Here is a 17876-nt window from a genome sequence, read left to right on the forward strand (position 1 = left end):
CGCTCCGCTTCTGGATATCCTCACGGAGAGTGAGCATTCCCCCTCCCCCCTCTGCGGGGGAGGGTGCCCCACGGAGTGGGGCGGGAGAGGGGCAGCGCGACGGTGCTTCAGATGGCGCCCGTCATGAAGCGCGCGACCTCTCCGGAAACGCCGTCCCCTCTCCCGCCTCGCATCCGCGAGGCACCCTCCCCCGCAGAGGGGGGAGGGGAAGCTTGCGCTTCAGTTCAATTTCGTCTGTGTCACGCCGACCTGTTTGACAGGTCTGTACTTCGGAGTTTCCCGCAAATTTCAGCGGGATCAGACCCAAACCTTGAGCGTTGCCCTTCCGAACGGCGCCCCCGAATGGCGCCGGCCGGGAGACGGCTTGCGCGCGCCGCCATCCCACACATCAGGAGGACACCCCATGGACGAGCAACTGGAAAAGGCTGCCCTCGACTATCACCGCTTCCCGACGCCAGGTAAGATCGCGGTGCTGCCGACCAAGGACATGAGCACGCAGCGCGATCTCGCGCTGGCCTATTCGCCGGGCGTCGCCGCCGCCTGCCTCGCCATCGAGAAGGACCCGGCCCAGGCCGCCGAACTGACCTCCCGCGGCAACCTCGTGGCGGTGATCTCGAACGGCACCGCGGTGCTGGGCCTCGGCAATATCGGCGCGCTCGCCGGCAAGCCGGTGATGGAGGGCAAGGGCTGCCTGTTCCGCAAGTTCGCCGGCATCGACGTGTTCGACATCGAGATCGACGAGACCGATCCGGACAAGCTCGTCGACATCATCGCGAGCCTGGAGCCGACCTTCGGGGGCATCAACCTCGAGGACATCAAGGCGCCGGAATGCTTCGAGATCGAGACCCGCCTGCGTGAGCGGATGAAGATCCCGGTCTTCCACGACGACCAGCACGGCACCGCGATCATCGCCGCCGCCGCGATCCTCAACGGCCTCGAAGTCGTGGGCAAGAAGATCGGCGAGGTACGCGTCGTCTGCTCGGGCGCGGGTGCTGCCGCCATCGCCTGCCTCAACCTGCTGGTCAGCCTCGGCCTCGACAAGACGAAGGTGCTGGTCACCGACAGCCGCGGCGTGATCTACCAGGGCCGCAACAACCTCGACGCCCAGAAGGCGCAATACGCGCAGGTCACCGAGGCCCGCACGCTGGCCGATGCGGTGCCGGGCGCCGACATCTTCCTCGGCCTCTCGGCCGCCGGCGCGCTGACGCCCGAGATGGTCAAGGGCATGGCCGACAAGCCCCTGATCCTGGCGCTCGCCAACCCCGAGCCGGAGATCCGGCCCGAAGCCGCCAAGGCCGTGCGCCCCGACGCGATCATCGCCACCGGCCGCTCGGATTATCCGAACCAGGTCAACAACGTCCTGTGCTTCCCGTTCATCTTCCGGGGCGCGCTCGATGTCGGCGCCACGACGATCAACGAGGAGATGAAGCTCGCCGCCGTCCGGGCCATCGCCGAGTTGGCGCGGGCCGAGCAGTCGGACGTGGTCACGGCGGCCTACGGCACGCAGGACATCGCCTTCGGGCCCGATTACCTGATCCCGCGCCCGTTCGACCCGCGGCTGATCACCAAGGTGGCGCCGGCGGTGGCGCTCGCCGCCACCGAGAGCGGCGTCGCGACGAAGCCGATGCTCGACGTCGAGGCCTATCGGCGGTCGCTGGAGCGTTTGGTCTACACCTCCGGCACGGTGATGCAGCCGGTCTTCGCCGCGGCCACCGAGGCGAGCCGCACCCGCATCGCCTACGCCGAGGGCGAGGACGACCGGGTCCTGCGCGCCGCTCAAGTGGTGGTCGACGAGGGGCTGGCCCGGCCGGTCCTGGTCGGCCGCCGCGAGGTGATCGCCGACAAGATGAAGGCTCTGGGGCTTCGCATCGAGGTCGGCCGCGACGTCGACGTTCAGGACCTCGACGACGAGGACTTCCAGGCCGAGGCCGCGCAGGGCTACTACGCCAAGCGCAAGCGCCACGGCCTGTCGCGCGAGGTCGCCCTGGCGGAGGCGCGCCGCAACCCGACGCTCGTCGGCGCGATGCTGCTCGCCCTCGGCAAGGTCGACGGCCTCCTCTGCGGCGGCACCGGCTCCTACCACAGCCACCTGCGCCACGTGCGCGAGGTGATCGGCATGGCGCCGGGGGTGAAGGCGCTCACCGCCATGAGCCTCTTGCAGCTGCCGCGGCACACGCTGTTCATCTGCGACCCCTACATCCACCTCGATCCGGGCGCGGAGGAACTGGCCGACATGACGCTCTTGGCCGCCGCCGAGATGCGCCGCTTCGGCCAGACTCCGCGGGTGGCGCTCGTCTCGCATTCGAGCTTCGGCACCGCCCGCAACCCGTCCGCCGAGAAGATGCGCCGCGCGCTCTCGCTCATCACCGAGCAGGCGCCGGACCTCGAGGTCGAGGGCGAGATGCAGGCCGACGCGGCGCTGAGCCGGCCGCTGATGGAACGGGTGTTCCCGGAATCGCGCCTCACCGGCGAGGCCAACCTGCTGGTGATGCCGAACCTGGATGCGGCCAACATCACCCTGAACGCGCTCAAGGTGGTGGCGGGCCAGGGCATCAGCGTCGGGCCGATCCTGCTCGGCGCCGCCGCCCCGGTCCACATCCTCACCCACACCACCACCGTGCGCGGCATCGTCAACATGACGGCGCTGACCGCCGTGGCAGCCGCCGCCCGGGGGGCGTAAGCGCGACACCGGCCGCCGGGTGATCCGGCGGCCGGCCTCCACGCCGCAAGGGCAGGAGCGCAGAACGCGCGGCGCGACCCAGGGTTCCCGGCAAAATTCCGTTTCCCGATATTTTCTTCTTGGGCGTGACGCAGTATTCCTCAGGCATCATTCTTCGCGATGTCGTTGCTGCGCAAGGATTCTTAACGCACCTCGGGCAAGCATGACGCTCCGTCCCGAGGGGAGCATCATGAGCCTTGCCCGCAAGTTCGTTGGTCTGTGTGTCGTCAGCCTGGTATCGAGCGCATTGTTGGCAGGCTCGGTCGTGCTCTACCGGCAGGCGGACGGGCAGATCAAAACGGCCAACGAGAACCGCCTCGCCTCGATGCTGCTGGCCGACGAGTTACGCCAAGCGTCCGACGACCTGACGCGGTTGGGGCGGACCTATATTGCCACCGGCAAGGCCGCCTACAAGCAGCAATACAAGGACATCATCGACATCCGCGCCGGCCGCAAAGCCCGCCCGGTCGATTACCATCGCATCTACTGGGATTACGTGGCCGCCGGCGATTCCAAGCCGCGCCCGGACGGCGAGACCATCTCGGTGGACGCGCTGATGGACCGTCTCGGCGTGACGGCGGCGGAGAAGGAGAAGCTGGCCGAATCGGTTCGCAACTCCAACGACCTCGTCAAGGTGGCGAACGCCGCGATGGCGCTCGCCGAGAGCGGCGAGCCGGGGGCCCGGGAGGAGGCGATCCGGCTCGTCCACACCGACGAGTACCACGTCGCCAAAGCCAAGATCATGAAGCCGATCGACGACTTCTACGTCATGCTGGATGCGCGCACCCAGCAGGCGGTCGACGACGGCGAGTCGCGGGCGTCGCTGGCCTTCGCGCTGGTCCTCGGCCTGCTCGCCGTCACGATCGGTTCGGTCGTCGCCCTGGCCTGGTTCGCCTACAACGCGCTGGTGCGCGGCTACGCTTCGGTCGGCGCCGCGATGGGCCGGATCGCCGCCGGCGACTACGCCGCCGAAGTGCCGGGTACCGAGCGGCGCGACGAGGTCGGCGACATGGCCCGCAGCCTGGAGGCGTTCAAGACCAACCTCGCCGCCGACCTGGAGGCTCGCCACGCCCGGGAGAGCGAGGAGCGCCGGGTGGTCCGCAGGGCGCAGACGGCGGCCCTGGCGCACGATTTCGAGGAGGCGGTGGGCGGCATCGTCCGGACCGTCGCCGCCTCTGCGACTGAGTTGCGGGCCACCGCACAAGGGATGTCGCAGCTGGCCGGCAGCACCGCCGATCGCTCCGCCACCGTGACCCAGGCGGCGCAGGATGCCTCGGCCAACGTCGCCACCGTGGCGGCGGCGGCCGAGGAGCTGAGCGCGTCCGTCGAGGAGATTGCCCGCCAGGTCTCGGATTCGGCCGCCCTCGCGAAGGCCAGCGTGACGGAGGCCTCGAAGACCGCCGAGCTGGTCGAGACCCTGAGCCAGGCCGCGACCCGGGTCGGGGACGTGGTGGCGATGATCAACGGCATCGCCGGCCAGACCAACCTGCTGGCCTTGAACGCCACCATCGAGGCGGCGCGGGCCGGCGAGGCGGGCCGCGGCTTCGCGGTCGTCGCGGCGGAAGTCAAGCAGCTCGCCAACCAGACCGCCAAGGCGACCGAGGAGATCGCGAGCCAAATCGGCGACATCCAGGGCGCGACGCGCAAGGCCGTCGATGCGATCGGCGGGATCGCGTCGCGGATCGGCGACCTCAGCGGCATCTCGACGGCGATCTCCGCGGCGGTCGAGGAGCAGGGCGCCGCGACCCGGGAGATCGTCCGCACCATCAGCCAGGCCGCCAACGGCACCGGCGCGGTGACGGCGACGATCACCGGCGTGGCCGACGCGGCGGGCGAGACCGGCCAGGCGGCCGGACGGGTGCTGAGCGTCGCCTCGTCGGTCTCGCAGGAGACGGAGCACCTGAGCACCGAGGTGACGCGGTTCCTGGAGCGGATCCGGGCGGCGTGACGCAGCGCACGCGTCGCGGCCAATCAAACCGGGTACGATCACGAGATTGAATCTCATCCCGGTGCTCGCCGTCAGCGAAAACCCGGAATTCATCACCGCTGACCGTTCAGGATGACGCATTCGGCGTTCTGCTTGACCTGAAGCGTCGGCGATGATGGATTCGGGGCTCCGCTACGCGGCCCCGGGATCACGCTGAGGCTGTCAATTCTGTCGGCGAGGCTCGAAGAGGCCCTCGCACCTGATCGACATCCACCGTCACCCGGCCAGAGGTCGGCCGGGCTTGGCAGGTGAGGACGGCTCGCTCGGCGTGAAACGCCCGACATGGACGGGTTCGCGCGGCAGGCCGAGCGTCGCGAGCGCGCCCTCCACGTCGTCGATCATCGCGCGCGGGCCGCAGACGAAGGCGCGGTCGACGAGGCCGGCCGGCACCATGGTGTGCAGGAAGAGCGCCGCCGTCTCGCCATCGAGTCCGCATGGATGGCGGGGCTGCCCCCGACCTGTCGAGATGCGCTTGACCAACCGACCGGTCGGTTAATAATGAACGACCAAGAGAACGGGAGGACGCCATGCGGCTGGAGAGCTTCATCCAAGGACGCTGGATCGCGCCGGGGGGAGACTGGACGGGCATCCGCAGCGCCGTGACCGGCGCGGTGGTGGCGGAGGTGGGAAGCGGCGGCCTCTCCATGGGAGAGGTGCTGGACCATGCCCGCCGGGTCGGCGGCCCGGCCCTGCGGCGCCTCACCTTCCACCAGCGCGCCGAGATGCTGAAGCGGCTCGCCGCCTACCTCAACGAACGCCGGGACGGGCTCTACGCCCTGTCGCACCAGACCGGCGCGACCCGCGGCGACAACCTGATCGACATCGACGGCGGCATCGGCACCCTGTTCGTCTACGCCTCGAAGGGCCGGCGGGAATTGCCGAATGCGACGTTCCTGATCGACGGGGCGGTGGAACCCCTGTCGCGGGGCGGCAGCTTCGTCGGGCGCCACGTGCTGACCGCACGGACGGGTTGCGCGGTCCACATCAACGCCTTCAACTTCCCGTGCTGGGGGCTCCTCGAAAAGCTGGCGCCCGCGATCCTCGCCGGCGTGCCGGTGGTGACGAAGCCCGCCACGGTCACGGCTTACGTCGCGCATGCCCTGGTGCGGCTGATCGCCGAATCCGGCATCCTGCCCGACGGCGCCCTGCAATGCGTGATCGGCCCGACCGGCGACCTATTCGATCACCTCACGGGGCAGGACGTGGTGTCGTTCACCGGCTCGGCCGAGACGGCGCAGATGCTCCAGCGTCATCCCGTCATCGCCCGCGAGGCGGTGCATTTCGTGGCCGAGCGCGACTCGCTCAACGCCGCGATCCTCGGGCCCGATGCCGGGCCGGGAACGCCGGAATTCGACCTCTACATCAAGGAGGTCGCCAAGGAGATGACCGTCAAGGCGGGGCAGAAATGCACGGCGATCCGCCGGGCGCTCGCGCCGCGCCAGCATGTGCCGGCGGTGATCGAGGCGCTTCGGCAGCGCCTCGCCCGGGTGCGGATCGGCGATCCCGCCCGCGACGACGTGCGGATGGGGCCGGTGGTCGGCCTGTCGCAGCGCCGCGACGTGCTGGCCCGGGTCGAGGCCCTGCGGGCGGAGGCCGAGCTGGTCTTCGGCGATCCGGCGCGGATCACCGTCGAAGGGGCGGATCCGGAGACGGGCGCCTTCCTGCCGCCGCTGCTCCTCCACTGCGCCGACCCGCTCCGGGCCCGGCAGGTGCATGCGCTGGAGGCCTTCGGCCCGGTCTGCACTGTGATGGGCTATGACGGGCTGGAGGACGCAGCCTTGCTCGCCAATCGCGGCGAGGGCAGCCTCGTCGCCTCGCTCTACACGCACGACGCGGCAGCGGCGACGGAGCTGGTCTTCGGGGTCGGCGCCTATCACGGCCGCCTCGTCGTCATCGACCGCGACTGTGCCAAGGAGCAGACCGGCCACGGCTCGCCGATGCCGCACATGATGCATGGCGGGCCCGGCCGGGCCGGCGGCGGCGAGGAACTGGGCGGCGTGCGTGCCCTCCACCACTACATGCAGCGCACCGCCCTCCAGGGCTCGCCGGCGATGCTGAGCCGGATCACCGGGAGCTGGATCAAGGGCGCGCCGGAGGACATTCGCCCCGAGCACCCGTTCCGCTGCCACTTCGAGGATCTGGAGATCGGCCGCAGCTTCCACTCGGCCGAGCGGGTGATCACGCTCGAGGATATCGAGCACTTCGCCGAATTCACCGGCGACACCTTCTACGCCCATATGAGCGAGGAGGCGACGAAGGGCCACCCGTTCTTCCCCGGCCGGGTGGCGCATGGCTACCTGCTCCTGTCCTTCGCGGCGGGCCTGTTCGTCGATCCGGATCCGGGCCCGGTGCTGGCCAATTACGGGCTCGACAGCTTGCGCTTCCTCAAGCCGATCCAGCCCGGCGAGGCGATCCGCGTGCGGCTCACCGCCAAGGAGAAGTCGCCGCGCAATGCCCAATACGGCGAGGTGCGGTGGGACGTGGAGATCCGGACGGCGGCGGGGGAGATCGCGGCGACGTACGAGCTGCTGACGATGAACGCGATGCGGGGGGTGTGAGGGAGCCTCGCGGGGCACCCTCCCCCGCAAAGGGGGAGGGTTCAGGCGGCACGGGCCTTGGCGCGTCTCACCCGAACCGCCCCGCCCGCAACGCCGCCGCCACCTCCGGCCTGCGCCCCGCCAGCAGATCCGCCACGATCCGCCCGGTCCCGGCGCTCTGCGTCAGCCCGAGATGCCCGTGGCCGAAGGCGTAGATCACCCGCGGGCTCGCCCGCGACGGGCCGATCACCGGCAGGCTGTCGGGGAGCGAGGGGCGGAAGCCCATCCACTGCCGCCCCCCGTCCGTTCGCAGTCCCGGCAGGAAGGCGGCGGCCTTGCGCAGCATCGCGTCGGCGCGGGCGAAGTTGGGCGGGCGGTGGAGGCCGCCGAACTCGACGGCGCCGCCGACCCGGATCCCGGTCGAAAGCGGCGTCACCACGAAGCCGTGGCCGCCGAAGGTGAGCTGGCGGCGCAGATCGAAGGCACCGGGTGGAAGCGTGGTGTTGTAGCCGCGCTCGGTGTCGAGGGGCACCCGGTCGCCGAGGCGGCGGGCCAGCCCCCGCGACCAGGCGCCGGCGGCGAGCACGCAGGCATCGCAGGTCAGCGCCGTCCCGTCGGCGAGGGTCAGGCGCACGCCCTCGCCCTGGGGCGCGATGTCCCTCACCTCGCCGCGGGTGAGCGCAGCGCCCCGGGCCGTCACGTCGGCGTGGAGCGCCAGGGCGAAACGGTGCGGATCGTCCACGCTCATCCAGTTCGGCGTGAAGGTGCCGGCCACGAAGCGGGGCGACAGGCCGGGCTGCAATTCGGCAAGCCGCGCGCCGCGGACATGCTCGAAGGCGATGCCCTCCCGCTCCCGCGCGGCCCAGCCGGGCGCGGAAGCCGCGAATTCCGCCTCGCTCTCGTAGAGTTCGAGGTTGCCGTTGCGGCGCAGCCGTTCGGCGAGGCCGGCCGACTCCACCATCGCCTCCATGGCCTGGGCGGCGAGCCGCATCAGGCCGGACTGGACCTCGGTCGCGTGGCGGTGACGGTCGGGCAGGCTGGCGCGCCAGAAGCGCAGCAGCCAGGGGGCGATGTGCGGCAGGTAGGCCGGCGGCAGCGCCAGGGGCCCGAGGGGATCGAGCATCCAGCGCGGTGCCTTGCGCAGGATGCCCGGCGAGGCGAGCGGCAGCACGTCGGTGAAGGCAAGGGCCCCGGCATTGCCGAAGCTCGCGCCCTCGGCGACGCCGCCGCGCTCGACGAGCCGCACCCGCCAGCCCTCGGCGAGGAGATGATGGGCACAGGCGAGGCCGACGATGCCGGCCCCGACGATCACGACCTCGCGGGGCAAGGTGGCTCCTTTACGCAGCGAGCTTGAGGGACGGGCGGCGCTCGAGCGCCGTGCGGATGATCGCCTCGACGGCGGCGCGGCGCTCGCCCGAGAGGGGCTTCCTCGGCATCCGGACATGCTCGGTCGAGCCGATCGCCAGCGCCTCGGCGAGCTTGATGTTCTGGACCAGGAAGGTCGAGACGTCGAGGTCGAGGAGCGGGCGGAACCAGCGGTAGATCTCGAGCGCCTCGGCCGTGCGGCCGGCCTTCATCAGCCGGTAGATCGCCACGGTCTCCTCCGGGAAGGCGACGACCAGGCCGGCGACCCAGCCGACCGCGCCGACGCTCAGCGCCTCGAAGGCGAGGTTGTCGACGCCGGTCAGCACCGCGAAGCGATCGCCGAAATGGTTGATGATCTCGGTGGTGCGGCGGATGTCGTCGGAGGATTCCTTGATGGCGACGAAGTGCTTGTCGCCGGCCAGACGCTCCATGATCCGCGGCGTCACGTCGACCCGGTAGGCGACGCGGTTGGAATAGATCATCACCGGCAGGTCACCCGCCGCCGCGACGGCGCTCAGGGTCGCGACGGTCTCGTCCTCGTCGGTGTGGTAGATCGGGCTCGGCACCACCATCAGGCCGGAGGCGCCGGCCTTGGCCGCACGGGCTGCGAGCGCGCAGGCCTCGCGGGTGCCGGCCTCCGAGACGGTGAGCAGCACCGGCTTGCCACCGGCGACCGACCGGGCGGTCTTCAGCACCTCGAGCCGCTCGTCGGGCGACAGCATCGGGCCCTCGCCGAGGGAGCCGCAGACGATGAGGCCGTCGCAGCCGGCCTGCATCTGGAGGGCGAAGCAGCGCTCCATCTCGGCATGGTCGAGGTCACCCTCGGCGGTGAACTTGGTGGTGACGGCGGGAAGGACGCCTGTCCACATCGGGTTGGTCTCCTCTCCAGGCTTCTTCGAATCGCGGGACCGGCGGACGCTCGGTCACGGATCCGCCGCGCCCGGGACGATCAGCCCCCTCGCGGCTCTTGATTCGTAGATTGTATAAAATATGCGATCGGATCAAGCGGCGGATGCGGCCGAGCGGCGATAAATCTCGATGAGGGAGTGCCCGGCATGCTCGACATGGACCCGCAGGAGGTTGGCCGCCGCCACGATCTCGCCCGCCTCGCACAGGTCGAGGATGGTGGTGTGCTCCATGTCGGCGCGGGCGACCTCGCCGGTGACGGAGAGCTGCAGCCGGGTCGGGCGGTCGCAATCCTGGAGCAGGCCGGCGATGATCGACAGCGAGCGCGGCCGGCCGGCATGGCGCAGGAGACCGAGATGGAAGCGCCGGTTCAAGTCGCCCCAGAGCTCGATCCGCCCCGCCTTGAGGGCGGCGCCGTACTCGTCGCGCAGGGAGCGCAACTCCGAGAAGTCCTCGGGCGTGAGATGGCGGGCCGAGAGGATCAGCAATTGCGGCTCGAGGAAGACGCGGAGCTGAAACACGTCCTCGATCTCCTCGACCGAGAGTCCCGAGACCACGGCGCCGCGATGCGGCACGATCTTGACGAGGCCGCCGGCTTCGAGCTGCAGCAAAGCCTCGCGGATCGGGATCCGGCTGATGCCGAATTCCTCCGCCAGGGCGTCCTGGCGCAGCTGGAATCCCGGTGCGAGGGCGCCCGAGAGGATGCGCTGGCGCAGGGCCTCGGCCACCGCCGCCGAGACGGTGCGGTGGCCGAGGCTCCCGGGGACGGACCGGGTTCCGCCTGCGCCTGCCGTCACGGCCATGCCTCACCCTCCACACTCATTCGGGCGCATATTGTATACGACAGTGGGCGTCCAGGCGACTCAGAAGGTCGGCGGGGTGCAGGCGCTCACCACCTCGCAGGGATGCGGCCCGACGCAGCGGAAGCGGTGCGGCCGGCGGCTGGAGAAGTAGTAGGCGTCGCCCGGCCCGAGCACCCGGCGCTCGTCGTCCACCGTCACTTCGAGCTTTCCCGAGAGCACGATGCCGCCCTCCTCGCCGTCATGGACCAGGGGAACGCGGCCGGTATCGGCGCCGGGCTCGTAGCGCTCCTTCAGCAGTTGCAGCGCGCGGCCGAACAGGGTGTCGCCGACCTGCCGGTAGGAGATCCGGCCCTTGCCGATCTCGACCAGTTCCTCGCTGGCATAGAACGCCTTCTCGGTCCGCTCCGGCGCCAGGGAGAAGAACTCGGCCAGCCCGATCGGCACCGCATCGAGGATGCGCTTGAGCGCGCCGACCGACGGGTTGGTCTGGCCCGATTCGATGAGCGAGATGGTGGAGTTGACGACCCCGGCGCGTTTCGCCAGCGCCCGCTGCGACAGGCCGTGCAGGATGCGCACATGGCGCAGGCGCGCCCCCACCTCGTCGTTGGTCACGCCGGCTCCCCTGTTGAGGCTGTTGCGGATCGGGCAACACCCTATCGCGGGAGCCAGGTTTCTCAAACGGTTGCAATGGGGCAGAAAAGGACTTGTTGGCCGTGTCGGAACGGTTTTGTCTGGCGGCGAAAGCGCCCCACGAGGACCACGCCATGAACGCCCATCCGCCGCGCCTCAACCGCCCGAGCCTCGACGCCTACTGGATGCCGTTCACGGCCAACCGCCAGTTCAAGGCGGCGCCCCGCCTGCTCGTTGCGGCGGAGGGCATGCACTACACCGCGGATGACGGGCGCACCGTCCTCGACGGCACCGCCGGCCTGTGGTGCGTCAATGCCGGCCACGGCCGCCGCCGCATCGCCGAGGCCGTCGAGCGCCAGCTCTCGACCCTCGACTACGCGCCCTCGTTCCAGATGGGCCACCCGATCGCCTTCGAATTCGCCGAGCGCTTGGCCGCCATCGCGCCGGGCGGCGTCCTCGACCGGGTGTTCTTCACCGGCTCGGGCTCGGAATCGGTCGATACCGCGCTCAAGATCGCGCTGGCCTACCAGCGCGCCATCGGCCAGGGCACCCGGACCCGGGTGATCGGGCGCGAGCGCGGCTATCACGGCGTCGGCTTCGGCGGCATCTCGGTCGGCGGGCTCGTCAACAACCGCCGGATGTTCCCGCTCCTGCCGGGCGTCGACCACCTGCGCCACACCCACGATCTTAGCCAGAACGCCTTCGTGCAGGGCCAGCCCGAGCACGGCGCCGACCTCGCCGACGACCTCGAGCGGCTGGTGGCGCTCCACGGCGCCGAGACGATCGCGGCGGTGATCGTCGAGCCGGTGGCGGGCTCGACCGGCGTGCTGGTGCCGCCGAAGGGCTACCTGGAGCGCCTGCGCGAGATCGCGACCCGCCACGGCATCCTGCTGATCTTCGACGAGGTGATCACCGGCTTCGGCCGCCTCGGCGCGCCCTTCGCCACCGACTATTTCGGCGTCACCCCGGACCTCATCACCACCGCGAAGGGGCTCACCAACGGCACGATCCCGATGGGTGCGGTCTTCGCGTCGCGCGCCGTGCACGACGCGCTGATGCACGGGCCGGAGGGCGCGATCGAGCTCTTCCACGGCTACACCTATTCGGGCCACCCGGTCGCCTGCGCGGCCGGTCTCGCCACCCTGGAGATCTACGCGGAGGAGGACCTGCTGACCCGCACGACGCAGGTCCAGGCGCAGTGGCACGCGGCCATGCACGGGCTTCGCGACTGCCCGCACGTGATCGACATCCGCACCATCGGCCTCATCGCCGGCATCGAGCTGAAGTCCCGGGACGGGGCGCCGGGCGCCCGGGCCTACGACGTCTTCACCGACTGCTTCGAGAAGGGCCTGCTGATCCGCGTCACAGGCGACATCATCGCCCTGTCGCCGCCGCTGATCGCGGAACCGGAGCACATCGACACGATGGCCTCGATGCTGGGCGAGGCGCTGCGGCGGGCGGCGTAAAGACGCTCCCAGCAGAAAGCAAAAGCCTCCACGTCATCCCGAACTCTCGGCTGCGCCGAGCCCCGGGATGACGCGGTGTCCTATGGCAAACCGGGATCGGGCTTCATCCGATCCGCAGTGACTTTCCCAGGACCGACCAATACCATGAACATCATCGGGCACTTCGTCGGCGGCAGCCAGGTCGCGGGCCGCTCAGGTCGCACCGCGCCGGTCTTCAACCCGGCCACCGGCGAGCAATCCGCCACCGTCGCGCTCGCGAGCGCCGAGGAGGTCGGGGCGGCGGTGGCTGCGGCCCGCGCCGCCTTCCCGGCCTGGGCCGCGACCCCGCCCCTGCGCCGCGCCCGCATCCTCAACAAGTTCCTGCGCATCCTGGAGGAGCGCACCGACGAGCTCGCCGCGGTGATCACCGCCGAGCACGGCAAGGTGCTCTCCGACGCCAAGGGCGAGATCCAGCGCGGCATGGAGGTGGTCGAGTTCGCCACCGGCGCCCCCCAGCTCCTCAAGGGCGAGATCACCGAGAATGTCGGCACCCGCGTCGACAGCAGCTCGCTGCGCCAGCCGCTCGGGGTCGTCGCCGGCATCACGCCGTTCAACTTCCCCGCCATGGTGCCGATGTGGATGTTCCCCGTCGCGCTCGCCTGCGGCAATTGCTTCGTGCTCAAGCCCTCCGAGCGCGACCCCTCCGCTTCTCTCGTCATGGCCGAGTGGCTGAAGGAGGCCGGGCTGCCCGACGGCGTGTTCTCGGTGGTGCAGGGCGACAAGGAGGCGGTCGACGCCCTCCTGTACAATCCCGGCATCTCAGCCGTGTCCTTCGTCGGCTCCACCCCGATCGCCCAATACATCTACGAGACCGCGGCGCGCACCGGAAAGCGCGCGCAATGCCTCGGCGGGGCCAAGAACCACATGGTGGTGATGCCCGACGCCGACATGGACCAGGCGGTCGACGCCCTGATGGGCGCGGCCTACGGCTCGGCCGGCGAGCGCTGCATGGCGATCTCGGTGGCGGTGCCGATCGGCGAGGAGACCGCCGACCGGCTGATCGAGAAGCTGGTGCCGAAGGTCCGCGCGCTCAAGGTCGGGCCCGGCACCGACCCGGAGGCCGAGATGGGCCCGCTCGTCACCGCCCAAGCCCGCGACAAGGTGAAGGGCTACATCGACCGCGGCGTGGCCGAGGGGGCCGAGCTGGTGGTCGACGGCCGCGGGCTGACGCTCCAGGGCTACGAGAACGGCTACTTCGTCGGCGGCACGCTGTTCGACCGAGTGACGCCCGAGATGACGATCTACAAGGAAGAAATCTTCGGGCCGGTGCTGGCGGTGGCCCGCGCGCCGGACTACGCGACCGCCGCGCGGATGATCAACGAGCACGAATTCGGCAACGGCACGGCGATCTTCACGCGCGACGGCGACGCGGCGCGGGAATTCGCGCACCAGATCCAGGTCGGGATGGTGGGAATCAACGTGCCGATCCCGGTGCCGATGGCGTTCCATTCCTTCGGCGGCTGGAAGGCGTCGCTGTTCGGCGACCATCACATGCATGGGCCGGAGGGCGTGCGCTTCTACACTCGGCTCAAGACCATCACGACCCGCTGGCCGACCGGCATCCGGGCGGGGGCCGAGTTCGTGATGCCGACGATGAAGTGATGACGGTGACGTGATCGGGGCGCCCCTCCGAAGGGAGGGGCGACACGGGCCGGGGCCCGGGCCGCCCGAGCGGCGGCCGGGACTGAAAACAGAAAAAAGGCCGCCCTTGCGAGGCGGCCCGAAGTCTAGGGAGGAAACGCCCAAGAAGGGCAGCACCGCCGCGACGCCATCGCCGCGGTGCGTGAAATCGTTTTCACACGTTGCGCCGCACAAGGCAAGCCTCGTGACGACGGGCGGCCATGCGCGAACCGCATGGTCCTGACCGCCCTCCCCTCACACGCGACGCCGCCGCTGACCCAGCGCCGCCAGGGTCGGCTCCGCGGCGAGCAGGGTGCGGGTATAGGCCTCGCGGGGATGATCGAGGACCTCCCGCACCGTCCCGGTCTCGACCAGGCGCCCGGCCTGCATCACCCCGACCCGGTCGGCGATCTCGTCGACGACACCGATATTGTGGGTGATGAACAGCACCGTCAGGCCGTGCCGGTCGCGCAGGGACAGGATCAGGCGCAGGATCTGGGCCTGGATCGACAGGTCGAGGGCCGAGACCGCTTCGTCGGCGACGACGAGCTTCGGGTGGGTGATGAGGGCCCGGGCGATGGCGATGCGCTGGCGCTGGCCGCCGGAGAATTCATGGGGAAAGCGCTCGGCGGCGTTTCCCGGCAGCCCGACATCCTCCAGCGCCCGGGCGACCAGGGCCGCCCGCTCGCGGCCCCGCGGCGCGTCGTCGAGAAGGTGCAGCGGCTCGGCGACGATGCGCCCGACCGAGTGGCGCGGGTTGAGCGAGCCGTAGGGGTCCTGGAAGACCATCTGGAAGTCGCGCCGCTTGCGCGCCAGGGCCTTCGGCGTGAGCGCGAACAGGTCGTCGCCGCCGAGCCGCACCGTGCCGCTCGTCGGCCGGTCGAGGGCCATGACGATGCGCGCCAAGGTAGACTTGCCGCAGCCCGATTCGCCGACCACCGCGAAGATGCTGCCGGCCCCGACGTCGAGGCTGACGCCGTCGACCGCCCGCAAGGTCCGCGTGGCGCCGCCCTTGCCCCGCAGGGCGTAGTCGCGGGTGAGGTTCTCGATCGACAGGAGCGGGCCCGTCACCGGGCGCCTCCCGCGGCGGCGTGCGGTTCCTCGGCCAGGCCCGCCCGGGCCCGGCGCGGCAGGGCGGCGATCAGGTCGCGCGTGTACGGCGCGGTCGGGTGCCGCAGGACGGTCTCGGTCGGCCCCTCCTCCACCGCCCGGCCGCGGCACATCACCAGGGTGCGGTCGGTGCTGCGGGCGATGACCCCGAGATCGTGGCTGATGAGGATCAGGGACAGGCCGAGATCGGCCACCAGCTCGTCGAGGATGTCGAGGATTTCCTTCTGCACCGTCACGTCGAGGGCGGTGGTCGGCTCGTCGGCGATCAGGAGGTCGGGCTTCAGGGCGAGTGCGATCGCGATGCCGACGCGCTGGCGCTGGCCGCCGGACATCTCGTGCGGGTAGCTGTCGATGCGCCGGGCCGGATCCGGGATCCGCACCCGGTCGAGGAGGCGCAACGCCTCGGCTCGCGCCTCGGCGCGGCCGATCCGGCGGTGCAGGCGGATGCCCTCCGCGATCTGCTGGCCTGCCGACATGGCGGGGTTGAGCGCCGTCATCGGCTCCTGGAAGATCATGCCGATGCGACGGCCGCGCACAGCACACAGCGCGCGCTCGCTCATCGTGAGGATGTTCTTGCCCTCGAGCAGGATCTCGCCGGAGGTGCGGGCGCTCTTCGGCAGGAGCCCGATAGTGGCGAGCGACAGCATCGACTTGCCGGAGCCCGATTCGCCGACGATGCCGAGGCTCTCGCCGCGGCCGACCTCGACCGAGACGTCGTCGACGACGCGGACGGGGCCGCCGGAGCCCGGGAAGGCGATGGAGAGGTTGCGGATCGCGAGCATCACGAGGCCTGCCGCCGGCGCGGATCGAGGCGGACGGCGAGCCCGTCGCCCAGGAGGTTGAGGCCGAGCACCGCGGCGGCGATGGCGAGGCCGGGAGCCAGCGCCAGGTGCGGCGCCTGGAGCAGGTAGGTCTGCGATTCGGCGAGCATCCGCCCCCAGGTCGGGGCCGGCGGCGGCAGGCCGAGGCCGAGGAAGCTCAGGCCGGCCTCGGTCAGGATCGCCATGGCGAGCTGGATCGTGACCTGCACGATGACCTGCCCGGCGATGTTGGGCAGCACGTGCTCGGCGGTGATCCGCACCGGGCCCTTGCCGGCCATGCGGGCGGCCATGATGTACTCCCGCGCCCAGATCTGCATCGCCGCGCCGCGGGTGACCCGGGCGAAGACCGGGATCATGAACACCCCGATGGCGACGATGGCGGTCAGCGCCCCGGGGCCGAGCAGCGCGCCGAGCATGATCGCCGACAGGATCGGCGGCAGGGCGAACAGGGCGTCGCAGATCCGCATCAGCACGGCGTCGCATTTCGGCCCCGCCGCCGCCGCGACGCCGGCGAGCGTGCCGAGCACCGCGCCGACCGCCACCGCCGCGAAGGCGGTGGTGAGCGAGTTGAAGGCGCCGCGCATCAGCATCGAGGCGACGTCGCGCCCGAGATGGTCGGTGCCGAGCAACCCGGAGACCAGGGGACCCTTGAGCTTCTGGAGGATGCGCATCCGGGCCGGGTCCTCGGGGGTCCAGACCAGGGAGAGGAGCGCGATCCCGACGAGGCAGGCCGTGAGGATGCCGCCGACGAGCAAAGCGCCGCTTCCGGGGCGCCAGCCGCGCCGCAGCCGCACGACCGCGCCGGGGACCTTCGCCAGGGCCGTCATGCGCGCCTCCTCAGGCGGGGATCGACCACCGTGTAGAGCAGGTCGACCGCGAGATTGACCACGATGACGATGGTGGCGAAGACCATCACGACGTTCTGGATCACGATCAGGTCGCGCTGCGCCAGGGCCTGCCAGGCGAGCCGGCCCATGCCCGGCAGGGTGAACACGTTCTCGACCAGCACCGCGCCGCCGATCAGGAACGAGATCTGCAGGCCCAGCATGGTGATGACCGGCACGAGCGCGTTCGGGACCGCGTGGCGCCAGAGGGCGCGGGAGACCGACGCGCCCTTGGCTCGGGCGGTGCGCACGAAATCCTCGTTCATCACCTCGACCACCGAGGCGCGCGTCACCCGGGTCAGCACCGCCGATTGCGGGATGGCGAGGGCGAAAGCCGGCAGCAGCAGGGCGCGGAGGGCCGCCCCCGGCTCGGACCAGCCCGGGAAGCCCCCGGCCGGCAGCCAGCCGAGGCCGAGCGCCACGACCATGATGAGCAGGAGCCCGATCCAGAAATTCGGCACCGCGATACCGGCCTGCGCGTAGAGCGCGGCGGCCCCGTCCGCCACGCCGCCCGGCCGCGCCGCCGCGGTGACGCCGAGGGGCAGCGCGATGCCGATGGCGAGGAGCACCGCGAGCCCGGTGAGCGGCAGCGTCACCGCCAGCCGCTCCAGGATCAGCCCGCCCACCGGCACGCCGTAGGTGTAGGAGATCCCCATATTACCGCTCGCGAGCCCGCCGAGCCAGCGCAGGTAACGGAGGATGGCCGGCGCATCGAGGCCCATCTGGGCGCGCAGGGCCGCCAGGGTCTCAGGGGTCGCCGAGGTGCCGAGCATCGCCGAGGCCGGATCGCCCGGAACGATCTCCATCATGCAGAAGACCAGCACCGAGATCAGCAGGAAGGTGACGGCGAAGCCGGCGGCGCGGCGGGTGAGGTGCCTCAGCATGGGGCGAACTCGAACATCGGAGCCTTTGCGGTGATCGGACTCAAGATCGAGAGAAGACGTCCACGATGCAGGAGGCGCGGTTTTCCCCTCCCCCCTCTGCGGGGG

Annotated in this window: 14 protein-coding genes; 5 read left to right on the forward strand and 9 right to left on the reverse strand. The window is 70.7% G+C overall.

What is annotated here, in order from left to right; genetic code table 11:
* The first annotated feature begins 364 nt into the window (after nucleotides 1-364).
* A complete protein-coding gene (locus VQ03_RS09715; protein ID WP_425350049.1) occupies nucleotides 365-2680 on the forward strand; it encodes an NADP-dependent malic enzyme in 2316 nt (771 codons plus the stop codon).
* Between the two features lie 229 nt (nucleotides 2681-2909).
* A complete protein-coding gene (locus VQ03_RS09720) occupies nucleotides 2910-4667 on the forward strand; it encodes a methyl-accepting chemotaxis protein (protein WP_048450689.1) in 1758 nt (585 codons plus the stop codon).
* Between the two features lie 255 nt (nucleotides 4668-4922).
* Here VQ03_RS09720 and VQ03_RS32940 read toward each other — a convergent pair whose 3' ends face one another.
* On the reverse strand, nucleotides 4923-5186 hold the full coding sequence (locus VQ03_RS32940) for a ferredoxin reductase domain-containing protein (RefSeq protein WP_157064047.1): 264 nt from the start codon (nucleotides 5184-5186) through the stop codon (nucleotides 4923-4925).
* 47 nt (nucleotides 5187-5233) lie between these two features.
* Between VQ03_RS32940 and paaZ the strand changes: the two genes are divergently transcribed.
* The gene (gene paaZ, locus VQ03_RS09725) at nucleotides 5234-7264 is read left to right on the forward strand and encodes a phenylacetic acid degradation bifunctional protein PaaZ (protein WP_048450673.1); all 2031 of its coding nucleotides are present in this window, start codon (nucleotides 5234-5236) and stop codon (nucleotides 7262-7264) included.
* Between the two features lie 67 nt (nucleotides 7265-7331).
* On the opposite strand, the gene VQ03_RS09730 is transcribed toward paaZ, so the two are convergent.
* The 4 genes from VQ03_RS09730 to VQ03_RS09745 form a co-directional block, all read right to left on the reverse strand.
* Complete coding sequence (locus VQ03_RS09730; protein WP_245292027.1) at nucleotides 7332-8570, reverse strand: NAD(P)/FAD-dependent oxidoreductase; 1239 nt, start codon at nucleotides 8568-8570, stop codon at nucleotides 7332-7334.
* A gap of 10 nt (nucleotides 8571-8580) precedes the next feature.
* A complete protein-coding gene (locus VQ03_RS09735) occupies nucleotides 8581-9477 on the reverse strand; it encodes a dihydrodipicolinate synthase family protein (RefSeq protein ID WP_048450674.1) in 897 nt (298 codons plus the stop codon).
* Between the two features lie 132 nt (nucleotides 9478-9609).
* Complete coding sequence (locus VQ03_RS09740; protein WP_048450675.1) at nucleotides 9610-10317, reverse strand: GntR family transcriptional regulator; 708 nt, start codon at nucleotides 10315-10317, stop codon at nucleotides 9610-9612.
* 60 nt (nucleotides 10318-10377) lie between these two features.
* Nucleotides 10378-10929 carry a cupin domain-containing protein gene (locus VQ03_RS09745; protein ID WP_048450676.1) on the reverse strand — a complete coding sequence of 184 codons (552 nt, stop codon included), beginning with the start codon at nucleotides 10927-10929 and terminating at the stop codon, nucleotides 10378-10380.
* Between the two features lie 152 nt (nucleotides 10930-11081).
* Here VQ03_RS09745 and aptA point away from each other — a divergent pair, with 152 nt between their 5' ends.
* The gene (aptA, locus tag VQ03_RS09750) at nucleotides 11082-12413 is read left to right on the forward strand and encodes an omega-aminotransferase AptA (RefSeq protein ID WP_048450677.1); all 1332 of its coding nucleotides are present in this window, start codon (nucleotides 11082-11084) and stop codon (nucleotides 12411-12413) included.
* Between the two features lie 144 nt (nucleotides 12414-12557).
* Complete coding sequence (locus tag VQ03_RS09755; protein WP_048450678.1) at nucleotides 12558-14054, forward strand: CoA-acylating methylmalonate-semialdehyde dehydrogenase; 1497 nt, start codon at nucleotides 12558-12560, stop codon at nucleotides 14052-14054.
* Between the two features lie 273 nt (nucleotides 14055-14327).
* Here VQ03_RS09755 and VQ03_RS09760 read toward each other — a convergent pair whose 3' ends face one another.
* The 4 genes from VQ03_RS09760 to VQ03_RS09775 are packed head-to-tail and all read right to left on the reverse strand — an operon-like array spanning nucleotide 14328 to nucleotide 17771.
* The gene (locus VQ03_RS09760) at nucleotides 14328-15143 is read right to left on the reverse strand and encodes an ATP-binding cassette domain-containing protein (RefSeq protein WP_048450679.1); all 816 of its coding nucleotides are present in this window, start codon (nucleotides 15141-15143) and stop codon (nucleotides 14328-14330) included.
* Complete coding sequence (locus tag VQ03_RS09765) at nucleotides 15140-15964, reverse strand: ATP-binding cassette domain-containing protein (RefSeq protein ID WP_208605492.1); 825 nt, start codon at nucleotides 15962-15964, stop codon at nucleotides 15140-15142. Before VQ03_RS09765 ends, VQ03_RS09760 begins: the two co-directional genes overlap by 4 nt.
* On the reverse strand, nucleotides 15964-16830 hold the full coding sequence (locus VQ03_RS09770) for an ABC transporter permease (RefSeq protein WP_083467892.1): 867 nt from the start codon (nucleotides 16828-16830) through the stop codon (nucleotides 15964-15966). The genes VQ03_RS09765 and VQ03_RS09770 overlap by 1 nt, the downstream gene beginning before the upstream one ends.
* Entirely contained in the window at nucleotides 16827-17771 is a 945-nt protein-coding gene (locus VQ03_RS09775; RefSeq protein WP_048450681.1) for an ABC transporter permease, read from the reverse strand. Before VQ03_RS09775 ends, VQ03_RS09770 begins: the two co-directional genes overlap by 4 nt.
* Between the last annotated feature and the right edge of the window lie 105 nt (nucleotides 17772-17876).

It is taken from the genome of Methylobacterium tarhaniae (assembly GCF_001043955.1).
In the GTDB taxonomy this organism is placed as follows: domain Bacteria; phylum Pseudomonadota; class Alphaproteobacteria; order Rhizobiales; family Beijerinckiaceae; genus Methylobacterium; species Methylobacterium tarhaniae.